Genomic DNA, 17954 nt, shown 5'->3' with positions numbered 1-17954 from the left:
GGGTCAGGGGGCCGAGGCGGTGGGCGGCCGGTCGTCCGGTTCGGATTCCAGCGTCTGCTCGGCCCAGATGGTCTTGCCCCGGTCGGTACGGCGGGTGCCCCAGCGGTGCGCGAGCTGGGCGACGAGCAGGAGTCCACGACCGCCCTCGTCGGTGGCGCGCGAATGTCGCAGATGCGGGGCGGCGCTGCTGCCGTCGGTGACCTCGCAGATCAGCGTGCGGTCCCGGATCAGCCGTACCTGGATGGTGCCCCGCGCGTACCGGATGGCGTTGGTGACCAGCTCACTGATCACCAGTTCGGTCGTGAACGAGAGGGAGCCCAGCCCCCAGGAGGCGAGCTGGCGGTCGACCAGGGTGCGGGCGGTCGCCACGATCGCGGGATCGCTGGGGAAGGTCCAGGAGGCGATCCGGTCCTCGCTGAGGACACGGGTGCGCGCGAGGACCAGCACGACGTCCTCGCCGGGCCGGCCGGCCAGCTCCGAGTAGATCACCGCGTCACATGCCTCCTGCACGCTCGCGTGCGACTGGCCGAGGAGACCCTTCAACCGCGTGACTCCGTCGGCCGACGGCCCGCCGACGAGCCCATTGCTGTAGAGCGCGATCAACGTCCCTTCGGGGAGCTGCGACTCCCAGGTGTCGAACGCGGGGCTGCCGGTGCCGAGCGGGGGCCCGGGGGGCGCGTCGACCGGTGGCACATGTCCGTCGGGATGGACGAGAACCGGAGGCGGATGCCCGGCGCAGGCCACGTCGACCCGGCGGCTGGCGGGGTCGTAGATCACGCAGGCGCAGCCGGCGGTGTCGTACCGCTCGTCGCCGGGATCGTTGGCGGCCTCGGGCCGGCCCTCCTCGGCCAGACGGAGCATCAGATCGTCGAGGTGGGCCAGTATCTCATCGGGTGTCAGGTCCAGGGCCGCCAGACTCTGGGTCGCGGCGCGCAGCCGGCCCATGGTGGCGACGGCGCGCAGGCCCTCCCCCGCCACGGCCCCGACCACCAGCGCCACCCGCGCACCGGACAGCGGGATGACGTCGTACCAGGTTCCGCCGGCGTGTCCCGGCAGATAGCTGAACGCCACGTCGACGGCGCTCTGGGCGGGCAGTTGCCTGGGGAGCAGGCTGTTCTGGAGGGTGAGGGCCGCGTTGCGCTCGCGCGTGTAGCGGCGGGCATTGTCCACGCACAGGGCCGTCTGCGCGGCGAGTTCGGCGGCGACGGTCAGGTCATCCTGGTCGAAGGGGTCGGAGGTCTCGGACCGGTAGAGGCTCGCCACGCCCAGCACGACCCCGCGCGCGGCGAGCGGTACCACGATCAGCGAGCGCACGCGGCCGGCGCGGATGCGGTCCCGCCTGACCGGATCATGCGCGAGCCACTCGCCGTCTTCGTCGATCCGCGGTATCAGGCGGGGGCGAAGATCGGCCAGGGTCTGCGTGAGCGGTGTGGGGAAGCCGTACGAGGCTGTCTCGCCGACCTCGTAGGCGGGCTGGAGGGCGGCCGCCTCGGACGACCGGAACCCCGCGCGCCGGAAGGTGATCTCCCCTGCGATGGGGCCCGGTTCGGGCGCCTCGCCCCGGAAGACGCAGTCGAGCACGTCCACGGCGACGCCGTCGGCCACCCGGCCGACGGTGACCTGGGCCAGCTCGTCCGCGGTACGGCAGATGTCCAGCGTGGTGCCGATGCGCATGCTGGCGTCGTTCAGCAGTTCGAGGCGCGCTCGGGACCGGTGGCGTTCCGTGACGTCGATGATCAGCGTGGCCAGTCCGAGGGCCTTTCCGGCGCGGTCATGCAGCCGGAAGGCCGACAGGGAGAACATGTGCTCGCGGGAGCGGTCGCCCGGGGGATATCCAGGCTGGACGAAGTCGATGGCCGGCTGTCCGGTGTGCAGCACCCGCCTCAGGACGTACTCGACGGTGTCGGTCACCACTCCGGGCGCGACGGCGGTGCCGGGCAGCCCGATGACCTCCTCTGCGCGGACGCCGCGCATGCCGGGTGACGCGGTGTTGAAGCGCACCACCCTCAAGTCGGTGTCGAGAAGGTGCAGTCCGACCGGCGACTCGGTCATCAACGCGTCGAGCACTGCCCGGTCGAAGTCGCCACAGCTTGTCCCCTCCGCCCGCGAGAGGAAGACGGCCCAGGTCGCCGGCCCCTCCGCGGTCAGGCGCGGGTACATCCGCCACTCGGTCGCGACCGTGCGGCCCAAGCGGTCACGCAGAAGCACCGGGCCGTCGACGTCCGCCGGCGCGTTCGGTTCGGCGGCCGGGCCGGGACGCGCGAGGAGCCCCCACAGCGGTTGGCCCACCATCTCCTCGGGGCCGTAACCCAGCAGGGCCTCGGCCTCCTCGCTCCACTCGATGATCACACCATCGGTGTCCAGGAGGACCCTCGCCCGCGGTGTCGCCTGTACATCACCGTTGCCCGGCGCCTTCTCTGGAGTGGTCATCGCAACCCTCCATTCGCCCGGTGGCCCGTGCCGTCCGCCCGTTGCCGCGTCGGCCGACGCATGCCGGACGACCGGTATGTCTCCCAGCCTGACAGGCGCCCGTGCCGCACGCTCGGCGGCGGGGGATCGCTGCCCGGTGACGCCGGACGGGTGATGCGCCTCACTCGAATAGTTCATTGTTCAACTAATCTTGGCGGCGTAGCGTGAACCACGCCGGAACAACGGCGAACGCACCGGAGTTCGCAGTCGTGAAACACCGGTTGGTGCAAGGAGGAAGACCATGAACAAGCTCGTGCGGCGCGTCTCCATCGTGGCGGCCTCCGCCGCGTTCGTCGGCGGCGTTCTCTTCGCCGCCGGCGGTCCCGCCGCAGCGGCCGCGCCCCAGGCGGCCGGGCACATCCCCGCCCGGGTCGCCGTCGTCCAGGACGGCCACACTGACGCCGCCGAGCATGTGACGGTCACGGTGAACGGCCGCGTCGACCCCTGGATCGCGGACCAGCTGGACATGTACGACCACTCGGTCGCGCGCGGGATGACGACGTACGACACCTGGATCATGGACCAGCTCGCGCAGTTCACCGCCCCCGCCACCGGGCACGCCTCCGTTCGCTGACCTGCCGGTCACCTTCGGGCCCCGACTCCTCTGCGCCGGGGCGCCCGGCAGGGGCGGTCCCCAGGCGGGTGAGACGGACGAGTCCTCCGCCGCCGTGCGACACCAGCGGTTCTTTCGCCACCGCCGGGCGTCACCGGTTCTTTCGCCACCGCTCGGCGTCATCGGGCCTTTCGCCACCGTCTGACCCGACCGGTTCTTTCGCCACCGCTCGGCGTCATCGGTTCCTTTGCCACCGTCTGGCCTGACCGGTTCTTTCGCCACCGTCTGACCGCACCGGTCGAGCACCGGTCGCCGGCGTGTGCCCCGGTCGGAATGTGTCGTGTCGAAGAGGACGTATCGGGTACTCAGGGGGGACCGAAATCGTCCGGGACCGGACAGCCCAGGTCAGGGGGCTGTCCGGTGCGGCACATGGAGTGGCCATGACGCAGAACGGGGACGAGGTGACGCCGGCCCGGCCGTCCGGGAAGCCCGAACTCCGTCTGGCGGGGAGACCGGCCGAGCGGCAGCCGGGGAGTCACCCGCAGAACCCGGAGCAGAGCCTGCCCCCCGATCACAGCCAGGCGATCCTGGAGGCGACCAAGCGCGTGGGTGCCCTGCTGAAACGGGAGGGGCACATGTTCGCGCTGGCCGGGAGCGTGGCCGTCTACGCCCACGGGGGCAGCGAGCACCTTCAGCACGACGCGGACTTCTGTGTGCGACCGGAGGACGCCGAGGCGGTGGCGGCCACGCTGCGCGGCGCCGGACTGGCTGTGTACAGGCCGCCGGAGGACTGGCTGCTGAAGGCCAAGTGCTTCAACCAGGACATCGACGTCATCTTCGAGCTGGCGCACCGCCCGGTCTCCACGGACATGCTCGGCCGGGCGCGGGAACTCCCCGTCGCCTCGGTGCGGATGCCCGTGCTGTCGGCCACGGATCTGCTGTGGAGCCTGATCGCAGCCTTCTCCGAGCACCACTGCGACTTCGGTGCGGTCCTTCCCGTCGCCCGCGCGCTGCGCGAGAAGGTCGACTGGCAGCAGGTGCGGCGGCACTGCGGGGACGAGCCCATGCCCGCCGCCTTCTTCTTTCTCCTCGAACGCCTGAACGTCATCGCCCCGCAGAAGGAGGCGCCATGAGCAACCACGACGCAGGGCGGGCGCACTCCGGTGCTCCGGCGACCGGCACGGAGTACCGCCTCGCTCATCTTCTCGAGCGTCTCGCCGCCGGTCACCCCGGTGAGCTGGGCGTACGGGCCGAAGTGCGCGGTGAGGCGGTACAGGTGACCGGCACGGTCGCCTCCGCGCAGTGCCGCGAGGAGATCCTGGTCATGGTGCGGGAGGAACTGGTGGGAATCCCGGTCCACTGCGACCTCGTGGTGGCGGAGAGTTCCGCGCCGGGCCAGGCGGAGGAGCTCGCATGATCCGGGTGGCGGCGGTCGGAGACATCCATATGGCGCCGGAGACCAGGGGCGCGCTCCGTCCGGCCTTCGAGTCCCTCGCCGGGCGCGCCGACGTGCTGCTGCTGGCCGGGGACCTCACCCGCCACGGCACCGCGGAGGAGGCCCGGGTGGTGGCAGGGGAGGTCCGGGGTCTGGCGGTCCCGGTCGTGGCGGTGCTGGGCAACCATGATCACCACGACGAGCGGCCGGGCGAGGTCACGGCCATCCTGGAGGACTCGGGCGCCCGGGTCCTCGAAGGGAGCGGAACCGTTCTGAGCGTCGGGGACACCCGGGTCGGCGTGGCCGGGACCAAGGGGTTCGGGGGCGGTTTCGTCGGCCGTAGCGCGGGCGAGTTCGGTGAGCCCCTGATGAAGGAGTTCGTACGCTGCTCACGGCGGTGTGCCGACGCCCTGCGGCTGGCCCTGGAGGAGCTGGACGAGCAGGGCTGTGATGTACGCATCGCCCTCACCCACTATTCCCCCGTGCCGGAGACGCTGGCCGGGGAGCCGCTGGAGATCTACCCCTTCCTGGGCAGCTATCTGCTGGCCGAGGCGATCGACACGGCCGGCGCGGACCTCGCGGTGCACGGGCATGCCCATGCCGGTACGGAACACGGCATGACCAGCGGTGGCGTCAAGGTCCGGAACGTGGCCCAGCCGGTCATCGGGCGGGCCTTTCGCGTCTACCACCTGCCGGTGCACGAGCCGCTGACCGCCGGCGCGTCCGGCCCGGCACCAAACTGAGCCGGACCGCCCGCCGGTCAGGGCCGCACACCGCCGATAGCGCACACCGGTCCGCGCGCGGCAGCCCAGCGCGGCGGCCGTTCCTGCCGGGCCGGGCGCCGGAGCGCCGCCCGCATCGGTCGCCCCGGAGGGCCGGTGGCGGGGCCCGGCGCCCTCAGAGGGTGGTCCTGGTCTCGGACGAGGCCCGGCCGCCCTGCCGGGGAATCCTGGGCCGCCCCGGGGCGGCCCCCGGGGTGCCGGTCTCCTCCAGACGGGCCGTGGGCCGGCTCTTCGCCCAGGCCACCAGCCTCGGGTCCTCCAGTGTGTCCACCCACAGATCGGCCAGGGCGAGGGCCTCGGGGCGGGGGTCCCGGCCGACCCCGATCACCCGCAGACCCGCACCGGCGGCCGCCTTCAGGCCGTTGAGCGAGTCCTCGACGGCCAGGGCGCCGCCGCACTCCGCACCCAGGCGCCGTACGGCCTCGACATAGGTGTCGGGAGACGGCTTGGGCACAACTCCCGGCCCCGGCACGACGATGTGCCGGAAGTGCTGTCTCAGGCCCACGGACTGGAGGCAGAACTCCACGACGTCGGCGGGGCAGTTGCTGGCGACGGCCAGGGGAGCGAACCGGCTCAGGCTCGTCACCAGGGCCGGTGCTCCGCGCACGGCCGCGGGGCACTGCGCCACAAGTGCCCGGAAGGCGGCCAGGAGTTGCCGGGTCATCTCCTCGCTGTCGTCCGGTTTACCGATGAGGCGTGCCATGAGGGTGCCGCACTCGGTGTAGTGCAGGCCCTTGCTGCGTTCCGTGAACTCGGGGTCCGGCTTGGCGCCGTTCTCGCGCAGCACGAGGTCGCGGGCCTGTTGCCAGTGGCGTTCGGAGTCCACCAGGGTGCCGTCGCAGTCGAAGACGACGGCCTGGGGCGTCCAGTCGAAGATGCGATGGGTTGTCATGTGCGTGCTTGCCGTTCTGGTGCAGGACGGAACTGCCGAAGGGCGGCGCGATCCGCCAGTGGGGGTTCCGGTGCGCCTGTGGTGTCGATTCACTGCGGAGAAGAGTGAAGTGCAGTGCGACGGTGGCCCGTTCACCTCATGCGGTGGTCGAACACCGCACACCGCCGTGGTCCCGGGCGCTTCCGGAACCAGAAACATAATGAACGCTACGCTCTGTTTGACACGTTGGGGAGATTTGCCGACGCAATACGCACGTGTGGGTGACATCTCAGCAATAGCGCAGCATTCCCGTGACGGTCTGCTCGCCGCCCTGACGGCAATGGAAGAGAACCGAACGGCCGTACTCGGAGCAGTGAATGACGGCCGGCGGCCGGTGTTCGGTGAACCGCAGCGCCGTCATACGGCAGGAGACCGGCCGCACCAGCCGGCCCCCGCTGCGCAGTGCGACAGCCTGCCGTGCCGCCTCCAGCAGGGCCATCCCGGGCACATGGTCCGTGCCGTGGTCGAAGAGGAAGGGGTGGCGCGGGTCGGCGGGATCCAGCAGGATGTCGTCGCCCTCCAGGGAGAGCACGACGTCCGACGCCGACTCGAGCCCCAGCAGGGCCGGTTCGGGCCGGGGCCGCCGGTCCGCAGGCTCGGCTCCGGGGACGCCGGACCCTGCGGCGCCGGACCTCAGGGCCGCGTACCGTGCGGCGTCGAGGAACCGTGCGCCGCCCGCCGCCTGCGCGAACGCCCGGTCCCCGGCGAGGAAGGCGACCCGCATCCTCAGGCCGGTCACCGTCGTCCCGCTGCGGTCGGTCCGCACATCACCGACGGATGCCAGGCAGGTGATCTCGCTGGCGCCGTGGGGCGCCCGGGGCTCCGCCGCCGGGTCGAGTTCGTAGGCCACGTCGTGGATCAGGAAGCGGGCCGTGGGCGGCACATCGAAGTGGCGCAGCGGAATGTAGATGCCGAGTTGGCGCAGCGTCTCCACGACCATCCAGGGGCTGTACCGCTCGTCGCGCCCACGGGGGAATGTGGGATGCGAGCGCGTCCAGGCGGCCGCCGCGCAGAAGCCGAGAGGTCCACAGCGTCGGACATCCGTGAGCAGGACCTCGGCCACCGAGATCCGGTGCACGAATTCCCGTTCCACGGTTCTGGACCAACTCAACGAGGGGCAACAGGCCCCCGAGGCACCCCGGGTGCACCCGTCCACCGATGTCCACGCGCCCCCTATCGGCCGCCGAGAGTCCATGTAATACAGCTAATAAGACAATTGTGGGTTCCGCATGCGCGACCTCGTATCCGGGCGACGGGAGGGCTACATTCCTCTCGCGCTCCACCGACAGACAGGGAACACACGTGCAGGATCGGGCAGAAGAAACCCGCCGAGCCGTCTTGCAGGCGGCGGCTCACCTGTTCTTCGAACGGGGATACGCGGCGACCAGTATCAATGACATCAGCGAACGGTCCGGCCGCACCAGCGGGGCGATCTATTTCCACTACACCAACAAGGAACAGCTCGCCCTGGCCGTGGTGGAAGCACATTTCGCCACCTGGCCGGCCCTGGTGGCCCACCATGAGGCCGCCCCCGAACCCACCCTCCGGAAGCTGGTACGCCTGAGCTTCGCGGTCGCCCGCGCCTTCCGTGACGATGTCCTCGTCCGCGCGGGCGCCCGGCTCTGGGCCGAGCGCAGATCCATCGCCGTCGAGATGCCCCCGCCCTTCGTGGACTGGATCGCCACGGTCGAGCGCATGCTGGCGCAGGCTCGAACGGAAGGGGATCTCGCCCGGCGCGTGGAGCCCAGCCGCGACGCCCCCACCCTGGTCGCCGCCTTCTTCGGACTGCACACCCTCTCCGACGCCCTCGACGACCGGGTCCTGATCGAGGACCGCCTGACCGACCTCTGGCTGCTGCTTCTCCCCGGCCTCCAGGCCCACCCCGCACCCCAGGCGCTGCTCGACGAGGTGAGCGGCCGTGTCACGGGCCCGGGAGACGGACGCCATGCCCTCACAGCCCCCAGCACGCCGGGCCGCGCGGCCCCGCGCCCCGCCCCGGCGTGATCAGCGCTTGAGAAAGGCCCACCACGGGAGCAGCCTGGACGCAGTGCTGCGTATGGGCTCATCGACGACTGCCGGTGGCGCCCGGACGACAGAACGAGGGCGACGACATGGAGATGGGCTCCGCGATACCGGACAGGCACCGTTCCACGGGGCGGGAGCCCACTCCGGCCGCTGGGGTCATGGTCGATCCGCGGGGCATCGTGACCGCGCTGAGCCCGGGTATCTGCCGGCTCCTCGGCTACGAGCCGGAGGAACTGGTCGGCCGAGCCGCGGCGGAGCTGCTCGCCGAGCCCCCGCCGGCGGCCGTCCGGCGCAGCCACGCCCGGCGGGAGTCCTGGAACGCGCGCCTCACTCTCCGGCACCGGGACGGCCACCCGCTGGCGTGGACGCTCCGCGCCCACCCGCTGCGGGACGCGGCCGGGAAGACGTACTGGTTCCTCACCGCCGAGGGTGTCGAGCCGTCCGGATTCCCACCCGGGAGCGCCGGCGAACCGGACACCGCGCTGCTCAAGCAGTGGGCGCTGGACCAGCTGCCACTGCCCATGGCCCTGTACGACCGCAGGGGAGTGCGGCTGGAGATCAACACCGCCATGCGGCAGGAGTCGGGCAGGCAGGACCACGAACTGCTCGGCTGGCCCATCGGGGAGTCCCGGTGCGGCAACACACTGCTGGGGCTGCAGGGCATCGGCGAGGCCATGACGGAGGTCCTGCGCACAGGGAAGACAGTGACATGCGAGGCGCACTCGCCCGGCTCCGACACCACCGGTTCGCGGGTCTGGCTGCTGTCGCTGTATCCCGTGCGCGGGCCGGGCGGCCAGGTCTGCGGCATGTCCGCGGCGGCCGTGGACACCACCGAGCAGTACCGCGGCCGTAAGCGACTGGCCGTACTCAACGAGGCGGCGCTGCGGATCGGCACCACCCTCGACCTCAGCCGCACCGCCGACGAGTTGGCGGCGGTCGGCACGGACCACTTCGCCGACTTCGTGCTCGTGGATCTGCTCGACAGCGTCCTCAAAGGCGAGGAGACGGTCACCGGACCGCACAGCCTCCTGGTCTTCCGCAGAACCGCCCAGCGCTCGGTCCTCCCGCGCTGCCCGGAGTCGGTGGTCCCGATCGGAGGCACCTACACCTATCCCGAGGACTCCCCGCCCGGACGCGCACTCGCCACGGGCCGGGGCGCCCTGCACCGCGCCGAGGACATCACGCAATGGTGGGCGGAGAGCTCACCCGCGCGCGCCCGCAAGATCCGCGAGTACGGGATCCACTCCTTCATGGCCGTACCGTTGCGGGCCCGCGGGATCACGCTCGGGCTGGCGCTGTTCTTCCGCCACCGCACCCCCGCACCCTTCGAGGAGGACGATCTGCGGCTCGCCGAAGAGCTGAGCGCCCGTGCGGCCGTCCACGTCGACAACGCCCGCCGCTACAGCCAGGAACGCGCCACCGCGCTCGCCCTGCAACAGACAATCCTTCCGCACCCCGCGCTGCACCACCCCGCCGTCGAGACCGCCTCCCGGTATCTGCCCGCCCACGCCGGAGCGGGCATCGGCGGCGACTGGTTCGATGTCATCCCCCTGTCCGGCGCCAGGGTGGCCCTCGTGGTGGGGGACGTGGTCGGCCACGGCATCACGGCCTCGGCGACCATGGGCCGGCTGTGCACGGCGGTCCGCACACTGGCCGATGTGGACCTGGCTCCCGACGAACTGCTCACCCACCTCGACGACCTCGTGCTGCTCATGGACCGCAACGAGGCCGCCGACTCGGCCGACCGGGCCGTCCCGAGCTCGGGCGAGGTCGGCGCCTCCTGCCTGTACGCGGTGTACGACCCCGTCTCCCGGCGCTGTTCCATGGCCAGAGCCGGCCATCCGCTGCCCGTCCTCGCGACCCCGGACGGCGATGTCCGCTTCCTGGACCTGCCGGCCGGGCCGCTGCTGGGCCTCGGCGGCCTGCCGTTCGAGGCCGCGGAGTTCGCCGTCCCGGAAGGCAGCGTCCTCGGCTTCTACACCGACGGGCTGATCGAGTCCCCGGCACGCGACGTGGACGAGGCCTGTGATCTGCTGTGCGCGGCCCTCACGGACCCCGGTCGGCCGCTGGAGGAGATCTGCGACCGGGCGCTGGGCAGCCTGCTGCCCGAGGCCCGCACCGACGACGTCGTGCTCCTGCTGACCCGGACCAGGGCCCTGAGCGCCGACCGCGTGGCCACCTGGGAACTGCCGTCCGAGCCCTCCGTCGTCGCACTGGCCCGCGAACTCGCCTGCGAGCGCCTGGCCACCTGGCAGCTCGAGCACGCGGCCTTCGTCGCCGAACTCGTGGTCAGCGAGCTGGTCACCAACGCGATCCGCTACGGCTCCCCACCGGTGCATCTACGGCTCATCCGTGACACGGCCCTGATCTGCGAGGTCGGCGACGCCAGCAGCACGGCGCCCCATCTGCGGCGCGCCCGCCTGTCCGACGAGGGCGGCCGGGGTCTGCTCATCGTCGCCCAGCTCTCCCGGCGCTGGGGCAGCCGCCACCACCGCTCCGGCAAGACCATCTGGGCCGAACTCCCGCTCGCCCCCGAAGTGCAGCCGATGTGAACGGTCCCCGTCCGGCTCGGCTCGCCCGGGTGCCCGACAAGTGCCGGTGCAGAAGGATGTGCGCATGACGCGAGGGCGTGTGGTGACGGTCGGCATCGACCTGGCCGCCAGGGCACGGCGGACCGCGGTGTGCAGGGTGGTCTGGCAGGACGAGGGCGGCCCGGCGGCGGAGTTCGTCGTGCCGCACGGCGACGAGGACCTGCTGGAGCTGGTCCGGACGGCGGACAAGACGGGCCTGGACTGCCCGCTGGGCCGGCCGTCGCAGTTCGTGGCCACCGTGGTGGCCCATCACCGCGGCGAGCGGCTGCCCGCGCCGACGTGGTTCGCGGTGCGGACGGACGGCAGACCGGGTCTGGACGCGCTGCGGTTCCGGCTGACGGACGACCTGAGCTGGAAGGCGACCGCGATGCGGCCTCCGCTGCCGGTGTCCACCGATCTTCTCGGCGTCGTGGCGCTCCGGGCGGCCCATCTGCTGGCCCGCCTCGCGGCCGACGGCGCCGCCATCCCCCGGGACGGCTCGGGACCGGTCGCCGAGGTCTATCCCGCCGCGGCGCTTCGGCGGTGGGGGATCCGCCCGGCCCGGAGCTACAAGAGCGGCGCACCCGAGGCGCGTTCCGCCCGCGAGCACATCGTCCGCTCGCTCGAGTCGGGCCTGGGAGCGCCCCTGCCCGAGCCGGTTCGCGCGCTCTGTGCCGACAGCCACGACCATCTCGACGCCTTCGTCTGCGCCCTTGTCGCGCGCGCCGTCGGCAGAGGAGACACCCGGTGGCCGCGTTCCACGGAGGAACGCGAGGCGGCCCTTCGGGAGGGCTGGATCCATCTGCCCGGTACCGATCTCGCCGCCCTTTGCCGCTGACGTACGAGAACGGTCCTACCCGGTGCGGACCGCGAGCAGGGCGACGTCGTCGTGGTCGTCGGGGTGGCGCAGCCCGTGCAGCAGGAGGTCGCAGGTCTCCTCCAGGGGCCGGTCCGGCCTGTCGAGGAGGGCCAGAAGCGCCTTGAGCCGGTCGTCGATGGCGTGGTGGCGGGTCTCCACGAGACCGTCCGTGTACAGGATCAGCAGGTCGCCCGGGAGCAGCTCGACGGTCGTGGTGTCGAACGGCACGCCGCCCACGCCGAGCGGTGCGCCGGAGGGCAGCTCCAGCAGCGCGGGTTCCCGGCCCGGGCGGGCCAGCGCGGGCGGCATATGGCCCGCGTTGGCCAGATGGCACTGCTTGGTGTGGGGGTCGTACACCGCGTAGACACAGGTGACGATGTAGTGCTCCAGATCGCAGGTGATCTTGTCGAGATGCTGGAGAACGGTGCCGGGGGCCAGGTCGAGGTCCGCGTAGGCGCAGGTGGCGGTGCGCAGCCGGCCCATGGTCGCGGCGGCGTCGATGCCGTTTCCCATGACGTCGCCGACGACGAGCGCGGTCTTGTCGTCCTGCAGGGGGATGACGTCGTACCAGTCCCCGCCCACTTCGCTGGTGGCCTGGGCGGGCTGGTAGCGGTAGGCGAGTTCCAGGCCGGGGTGGTAGGGCGGGTGCTCGGGCAGCAGGCTGCGCTGGAGGGTGAGGGCGGTGTTGCGGACGCTCTGGTACCAGCGGGCGTTGTCCATGGCCACGGCGGCGCGACCGGCCAGCTCGGAGGCGAGGACGACGTCGTCCTGGTCGAAGGGGAGCGGATTGCGGGTGCGTTTGAGGTCGAGGGCCCCGAGCACCTCGCCGCGGGCGATCAGGGGCACCGCCAGATAGGAGTGCACGCCCGCGCGGGCGAGGAGCGAGGTGGCCTCGGGATCGCGGGCGATGCGGCGCAGATCCTGGGCGGCGACGTGACGCACCAGGACCGGCCGGCCGGTGTGCACGCACAGGGTGACCAGCCGGTCCCCGTCGTAGGCGGCGAGATCACCGGGCGGGTCGGCCGCATGGAGGGCCACGGTGGGATGGGACGCCTTGAGAGCCAGGGCGCGGAAGAGTTCGGGGCCGCCTTCCGACCGCCCCGCACGGCGGCAGGCCAGGGCGGAGTCCAGGACGTCCACGGCGACCACGTCGGCGAGATCCGGGGTCGCGACCTCGGCCAGTTCGCGGGCGGTCTGCTCCACCTCCAGGGTGGTGCCGACGCGGGCGGAGGCGTCCGCGATGAGGGCCAGACGACGCCGGGCACGGTCGGCCGCGGTGGCCGCGCGGTGCCGCTCGGTGACGTCGACGACCGAGGTGGCCGCGCCGAGGGTCCGGCCGCCGGTGTCCTCCAGCCGGTAGAAGGACAGGGACCAGGCGTGGTCGTTGTCGGGATCGGCCGGGGTGCGGCCGACGGCGTACTGGTCGAGGATCGGGGCCCCGGTGGTCAGCACCTGGTGCAGGGCGGACTCGATGGTGTCGATGTCGGGGAACGGCAGCGCGGTCTCCCGCAGATGGCGGCCGATGTGCTCCGCGGCGGGTATGCCGTCGATGCGCTCCAGCGCCCGGTTGACCAGGAGGTAGCGCAGGTCGGGGTCCATCAGGGCCAGCCCGATGGGGGACTGGTCGATCAGCTGTTCGCACAGGGCCAGATCGGTCTCGACGCGCTGCAGCGTGCCGTGGTCGGCCGCTATGCCCAGCGCGTAGACGTCGCCGACATCGTTGAGGAGCCGCATGTTGCGGAACTCCATCAGGCGGGTGCTGCCGTCCCTGTGCAGGATGGGGAAGGCGCCGGACCAGCTGCGGCCCGTCTCCATCACCTCGGTGAACAGACCGAGAACGGTCTGCAGGTGCTCGGGGCGGACCAGCAGCCGCCCCGCGAACTCGCCGAGGGCCTCCCGTGCCGAGTAGCCGAACAGATCTTCGGCCTGGGGGCTCCAGAACACGATCCGCCCGCTGGTGTCCAGCACCACCGCGGCGACGCTGAGGACATCCAGCAGGCTGACGGCCCGGGGCTGGTCGGGGTCCGTTCGGTCGTCGCCGGCCTGGAAGGATTCGGCTGTCATCCCACATCTCCCTCCGCCTGCCGGCGTGCCCGGGGGTCACGGCCCGGCGTCGCTCCATGCCCAGGACCGACCTCCCGTACTTCCATGCTGCCTCTCAGCCGTGTGCCCTGCCCAACCCGGAACACGGCGGGTGGGCAGCCCATGCGGAACGTGGTGGCGGCCGGACGCCTCGGCGGTCGCCGGCAGGCGGCCGAACGGGTCTCAGCAGACGGCGGTCACAGCCTGGTCCAGGCCCATGTCCTGGACCAGGCCGCAGACGGCGAACGTGTCGGGGTCCTGCTGGGCGGGGACGGTGAGCCCGTGGGCGGCGGGCCGGGCGGACCCGCCGTGCCCCGGCGCGCTCCGGGACACCGGCCGCGCCGCCGGCGCGGCGGGACGCCGTCCGGCCCGCCCGTCCGACGGCCGCCGCCCCTCGGGCGCGCCGGGACGGTGAGGAGTGGCCACGGCCGGGCGCACTGCGGGGACGGGACGGCGTGCCTGGGAGGAGGAGTGGAGCCCGGCGGGCGCGGGGTGGCCCGGCCACTGACGCGACACGGAACCGGTGCGTACGAGCCCCGCCATGCCGCGGGGAGGCCGTGGCGCCGAGGCACGCGGGGCGTGCGGCGCGGGCGCATGGGCATCGGCGAGCGCGGCCTGCCGGCCCCCGGAATCGGGCCGAACGGTCACGCACCCGGCGGCGAGCAGCGCGACGGCCAAGGAGAGGAGCGTGCGGCGCATCCGCCCACGGTCGCGCACGGACGGCACGCGGGAGCAACGACGCGCGGGCGATGCACCGGGACGGGTGAGGTGCCTCGCCGGGCCGATCAGAAGAATCGCCGGGGCGGAAATATGGAGATCGGCCTGTTATGGGAGCCATGGGAGCCAAAGGGGAGGGAACCCGGGCCCGGCTGGTCGCGGCCACGCGCGTCCCGATCGAGGCGCGGGGCTACTTCGGTACGGGACTCAATCAGGTGCTGGCCGAGAGCGGCGCTCCGCGTGGCTCGCTGTACTTCCACTTTCCGGCCGGCAAGGACCAACTGGTCGCGGCGGCCCTGGCCGAGGCGGGCCAGGAGATCGGCGAGCTGATCACCTCGGCGGGCAAGGAGCACCCCGACGCCCTGGCCGCCGTGCGGGCGACGCTTACCGCCCTGGCCGACCGGATGGAGCTCTCCGGCTACGCGAAGGGGTGTCCGCTGGCCGCGGTCGCCCTGGAAACCGCGGCGGGCCACGAGGAGCTGCGGCGCGTCTGCGCGGAGGCGTACGAGCGGTGGCAGCAGGCCCTCGCCGCCCTGCTGGCCGCCGAGGGGCGTACGCCCGCAGCGGCTGAGGCGGCGGCCGGTGCCGTGCTCGCGCACCTGGAGGGGGCGCTGCTGCTGGCCCGTGTGCGGCACAGCCGCCTTCCCCTCGACCAGGCGGCGCGCACCGTCGAGTGGATCCTCGCCCAGTACTGACAGCGGTCCCGCGGAATTCGGAGTGATCTCGTGCCCATGCAACCACCGGCCGACTGAGCCGGGGCACGGCGCGCGCCGCGAGGCACCACTCAACCCGCCTTGCGCGGGCGGTGGTTGAGCGCGGCGGTCGACGTCAGGCGCGGGAAGGCGCAGCCGAAGGCGGCATCAGTGCGGTGTTCGGGGCGCGCGGGGAGCGCCGGAGCCGGATTCACCCCGGGCCGTGGCCGGGTGGGCCGGCAGTTCCACGGTGAAGCAGGCGCCGCCTTCGGGGCCACGGCCCCGGGCGCCGATGGTGCCGCCGAGGAGCGTGGCCAGGCGGTGCGCGAGGGCCAGGCCCAGACCGCTGCCGACCGCGCGGACGCCCCGGTAGCGCGCCGTGAGGGCGCCGCGTTCGAAGGCGACCGCCACATCCTCGTCGGTGAGGCCGGGACCGCCGTCGCGGACCTCCATCCGCGCCCCGGTGCCGTCCGGACACAGGGCCAGCACCAGGGGCCGGCCGGCCGGGGTGACCCGTAGCGCGTTCCCCAGGAGGCCGTCGAGGAGCTGACGTACCCGGAAGCCGTCCGTGGTGACCCGCACCGGGTGCCCGGGACGTTCGGCGCGGAAGGCGACGCCGTGTCCGGTGCAGCGGGCCGACCAGACGGTCGCGGCCTGTGCCACGAGGGCGTCCAGATCGACCTCGCCGGTGTCCAGCCGGAAGTCGTCCGCCTCCAGCCGGGCCAGGGCGAGCAGATCGCCCACGAACCGCTCCAGCCGCTCGATCTCGCCCCGCAGGATCCGGCCCGCCTCGGGTACCTCGTCACCGCTGATCACCTCGTCGGCCAAGGCCTCGGCATAGCCCCGTACCGTGGTCAGCGGGGTGCGGATCTCGTGCGAGACGGACATCAGGAAGTCCCGCTGCCGTTGCTCGCTGCGGGCGAGCGCCGCGTCCAGGGAGTTCAGGGCGGTGGCCAGTTCGGCCACCTCGGCGGGGCCTTCCGCCGGCACCTGCAGTCCACGCTCGCCCTCGGACAGCCGATGGGCGGTTCGGGCGGCCGACACGAGCGGCCGGGCCAGGCGCCGGGCCAGCAGGGCCCCCGCCAGGGCTGCACCGGAGAGCCCAAGGCCCAGCGGCAGCACCAGGGCACCGCGCATCCGGTCGGCGGCGTCGTCCACGGAACTCATCGGCCGGGTCAGCACCAGTCCACCGCCCGTGCGCGTGGGCACTCCCTCCACCAGCACCTCCCGCCCGTCGAGGAACCCGGTAGCGGAGACGTCCCGTCCCGCGAGCAGCGCCGTGCGCCGGGCGGCGCCGACCACGGGCGCCGCCCGGCCCTGCACGGCGCCGGTCGTGGCGACAAGGGCGAGTTCGGTGCCGTTCGAGCCCGCGATGAGCTGCTGCCGGTCCAGCATCAGGGAGGCCAGCGCGGGGGTGCGGGCCATGACCTCCGCCTGGCGGGAGAGCTGGTCGCGTTCCTGGGACTCGGCGGTGGTACGAATCGTCCGCCAGGCGAAGAGAGCGGTCACCAGCACGGCGAGAGCCGCCACGGCGGTGGTCAGCAGAACGACGCTCCCGGCCAGGGCGGCGCGGCGGCGTGCCGGGGTCACCGGCCGGTGTCCGCGACGCCGTACCCCACCCCGCGGACGGTGCGGATCGGGCTGGCGTCGCCGAGCTTGGCGCGGAGCTGGGAGACGTAGACGTCGACCACACGGGTGTCCCGGTAGCCGGCGTATCCCCATACCTGCGCGAGCAACTGGTCACGGGAGAACACCTGCCCGGGGTGGCGCATCAGGACGGCGAGCAGATTGAACTCGGTGGTCGTCAGCTCCACCGGGCGGTCCTCCACGTGCAGGGTGCGGCGGCCGGTGTCCAGCGAGAGACGGCCCACCCGGCGCACGGCGTCGCGCTGCGGGCCCGCGGCACGCCGCAGCAGGCTCTTGACCCGGGCGACGAGTTCATGCGGGGAGAACGGTTTTGTGAGGTAGTCGTCGGCGCCCAGTTCCAGCCCGAGGATGCGGTCGGTGACCTCGTCCCGGGCGGTCACGAACACCACGGGGGTCCAGTCGCCGTCCTCGCGCAGCCGCCTGCAGACCTCCATGCCGTCCATGCCGGGCAGGGCGATGTCCAGCACGATCGCCACCGGACGCATCCGGCGTACGGCGGTGAGCGCCCCGTCGCCGTCGGCCTCGACATGCACGCCGAAGCCCTCCCGGGCCAGATAGCGCCGCTGGAGGTCGGCGATGTGCGGCTCGTCCTCGACGACCAGGACGAGGCCCCTGTTCTGCGGCATGTTCCTCTCTCCTCGCACCCGGGACACGGGGGTCGATCTCTCCTCGCACCCCGGACCCGGGGCCGATCTCTCCTCGCACCCCGGACCCGGAGGCCGCCCCGGGGCCGCGGGACGCTCGATGCTAACCAGCGCCACCGGCCCGAAGCCTCACCGGAGCCGATCCTTACACCGCCCGAACAATCGCCGAACCTCCCGCTCGTATGCCTCCGCCACGCTGGGGCCGGGATCGAACGACCGGAGGACCACGTGAACACCAGCGGCACCGCCGCCTTCCCGCCCCGCCGGACACCATGTCCGACGGGTGACGACCGCATATCCGCCGGGACCGGCGCACCGGCGCGGCCCGTGCCCGTATCCGGCGCCGCACCCGGGAGGGAGGGCTGAGCATGACATTCCCGCACCTCTGGGCCGGACCACGCCCGACCGCTTCGGCTCCGACCGCTGCACTCGCGGACGCGGCCGCGTCAGGCACCGGCTCCGGAACGCGCGCGCTCCTCGGACTGGGCATCGTCACGGCCGGCGCACTGCTCCTGGCCGTGACGCTGTTCCTCGTCCGCACCCGCCGC

16 protein-coding genes are annotated in these 17954 nt (G+C 72.7%); 9 read left to right on the top strand and 7 right to left on the bottom strand.

Annotated elements, in window-relative coordinates:
- Window positions 1–3 precede the first annotated feature (3 nt).
- Window positions 4–2430, bottom strand: coding sequence for a SpoIIE family protein phosphatase (locus ACIP94_RS19125; protein ID WP_402426513.1), 2427 nt, complete (start codon window positions 2428–2430; stop codon window positions 4–6).
- 280 nt (window positions 2431–2710) lie between these two features.
- On the opposite strand from ACIP94_RS19125, the gene ACIP94_RS19120 reads away from it, so the two are divergent.
- From ACIP94_RS19120 to ACIP94_RS19105, 4 genes are all read left to right on the top strand, one after another.
- Window positions 2711–3043, top strand: coding sequence for a hypothetical protein (locus tag ACIP94_RS19120; protein ID WP_402426511.1), 333 nt, complete (start codon window positions 2711–2713; stop codon window positions 3041–3043).
- Window positions 3044–3462: 419 nt separating this feature from the next.
- On the top strand, window positions 3463–4155 hold the full coding sequence (locus ACIP94_RS19115; protein ID WP_402426509.1) for a hypothetical protein: 693 nt from the start codon (window positions 3463–3465) through the stop codon (window positions 4153–4155).
- Entirely contained in the window at window positions 4152–4439 is a 288-nt protein-coding gene (locus tag ACIP94_RS19110) for a hypothetical protein (RefSeq protein WP_402426507.1), read from the top strand. Before ACIP94_RS19115 ends, ACIP94_RS19110 begins: the two co-directional genes overlap by 4 nt.
- Entirely contained in the window at window positions 4436–5200 is a 765-nt protein-coding gene (locus tag ACIP94_RS19105; RefSeq protein ID WP_402426505.1) for a metallophosphoesterase, read from the top strand. Before ACIP94_RS19110 ends, ACIP94_RS19105 begins: the two co-directional genes overlap by 4 nt.
- Window positions 5201–5354: 154 nt before the next feature.
- Here the strand turns inward: ACIP94_RS19105 and ACIP94_RS19100 are convergent, their stop codons facing one another.
- Together ACIP94_RS19100 and ACIP94_RS19095 are read right to left on the bottom strand one after the other, a co-directional pair.
- Window positions 5355–6131, bottom strand: a complete 777-nt coding sequence (locus ACIP94_RS19100; RefSeq protein ID WP_402426503.1) for an HAD family hydrolase — start codon at window positions 6129–6131, stop codon at window positions 5355–5357.
- 268 nt (window positions 6132–6399) lie between these two features.
- Window positions 6400–7263 (bottom strand): ScbA/BarX family gamma-butyrolactone biosynthesis protein, encoded by an 864-nt coding sequence (locus ACIP94_RS19095; RefSeq protein WP_402426501.1) that lies wholly within the window; start codon window positions 7261–7263, stop codon window positions 6400–6402.
- Between the two features lie 209 nt (window positions 7264–7472).
- Here ACIP94_RS19095 and ACIP94_RS19090 point away from each other — a divergent pair, with 209 nt between their 5' ends.
- The 3 genes from ACIP94_RS19090 to ACIP94_RS19080 all read left to right on the top strand — a co-directional run bounded on the left by ACIP94_RS19090 (window position 7473) and on the right by ACIP94_RS19080 (window position 11603).
- Window positions 7473–8174 (top strand): ScbR family autoregulator-binding transcription factor, encoded by a 702-nt coding sequence (locus ACIP94_RS19090; protein WP_402426499.1) that lies wholly within the window; start codon window positions 7473–7475, stop codon window positions 8172–8174.
- A gap of 107 nt (window positions 8175–8281) precedes the next feature.
- The gene (locus ACIP94_RS19085; protein WP_402426869.1) at window positions 8282–10747 is read left to right on the top strand and encodes a SpoIIE family protein phosphatase; all 2466 of its coding nucleotides are present in this window, start codon (window positions 8282–8284) and stop codon (window positions 10745–10747) included.
- A 64-nt stretch (window positions 10748–10811) separates the two neighbouring features.
- Window positions 10812–11603 carry a DUF429 domain-containing protein gene (locus ACIP94_RS19080; protein WP_402426497.1) on the top strand — a complete coding sequence of 264 codons (792 nt, stop codon included), beginning with the start codon at window positions 10812–10814 and terminating at the stop codon, window positions 11601–11603.
- 15 nt (window positions 11604–11618) lie between these two features.
- Here the strand turns inward: ACIP94_RS19080 and ACIP94_RS19075 are convergent, their stop codons facing one another.
- Window positions 11619–13688, bottom strand: a complete 2070-nt coding sequence (locus ACIP94_RS19075) for a SpoIIE family protein phosphatase (protein ID WP_402426495.1) — start codon at window positions 13686–13688, stop codon at window positions 11619–11621.
- 201 nt (window positions 13689–13889) lie between these two features.
- Complete coding sequence (locus tag ACIP94_RS19070; RefSeq protein ID WP_402426493.1) at window positions 13890–14405, bottom strand: hypothetical protein; 516 nt, start codon at window positions 14403–14405, stop codon at window positions 13890–13892.
- Window positions 14406–14542: 137 nt separating this feature from the next.
- On the opposite strand from ACIP94_RS19070, the gene ACIP94_RS19065 reads away from it, so the two are divergent.
- Entirely contained in the window at window positions 14543–15118 is a 576-nt protein-coding gene (locus tag ACIP94_RS19065; protein ID WP_402426491.1) for a TetR/AcrR family transcriptional regulator, read from the top strand.
- Between the two features lie 165 nt (window positions 15119–15283).
- Here the strand turns inward: ACIP94_RS19065 and ACIP94_RS19060 are convergent, their stop codons facing one another.
- Window positions 15284–16705 carry a sensor histidine kinase gene (locus ACIP94_RS19060; protein WP_402426489.1) on the bottom strand — a complete coding sequence of 474 codons (1422 nt, stop codon included), beginning with the start codon at window positions 16703–16705 and terminating at the stop codon, window positions 15284–15286.
- Entirely contained in the window at window positions 16702–17388 is a 687-nt protein-coding gene (locus ACIP94_RS19055; RefSeq protein ID WP_402426487.1) for a response regulator transcription factor, read from the bottom strand. The genes ACIP94_RS19060 and ACIP94_RS19055 overlap by 4 nt, the downstream gene beginning before the upstream one ends.
- Before the next feature lie 386 nt (window positions 17389–17774).
- On the opposite strand from ACIP94_RS19055, the gene ACIP94_RS19050 reads away from it, so the two are divergent.
- Window positions 17775–17954 (top strand): hypothetical protein (locus ACIP94_RS19050; protein WP_402426485.1); only part of this gene is annotated, 180 nt, incomplete at its 3' end.

It is taken from the genome of Streptomyces sp. NPDC093261 (assembly GCF_044753645.1).
In the GTDB taxonomy this organism is placed as follows: domain Bacteria; phylum Actinomycetota; class Actinomycetes; order Streptomycetales; family Streptomycetaceae; genus Streptomyces.
Note: the sequence above shows the minus strand (reverse complement) of the source record. Positions and strands in the feature narration are given on the sequence as shown.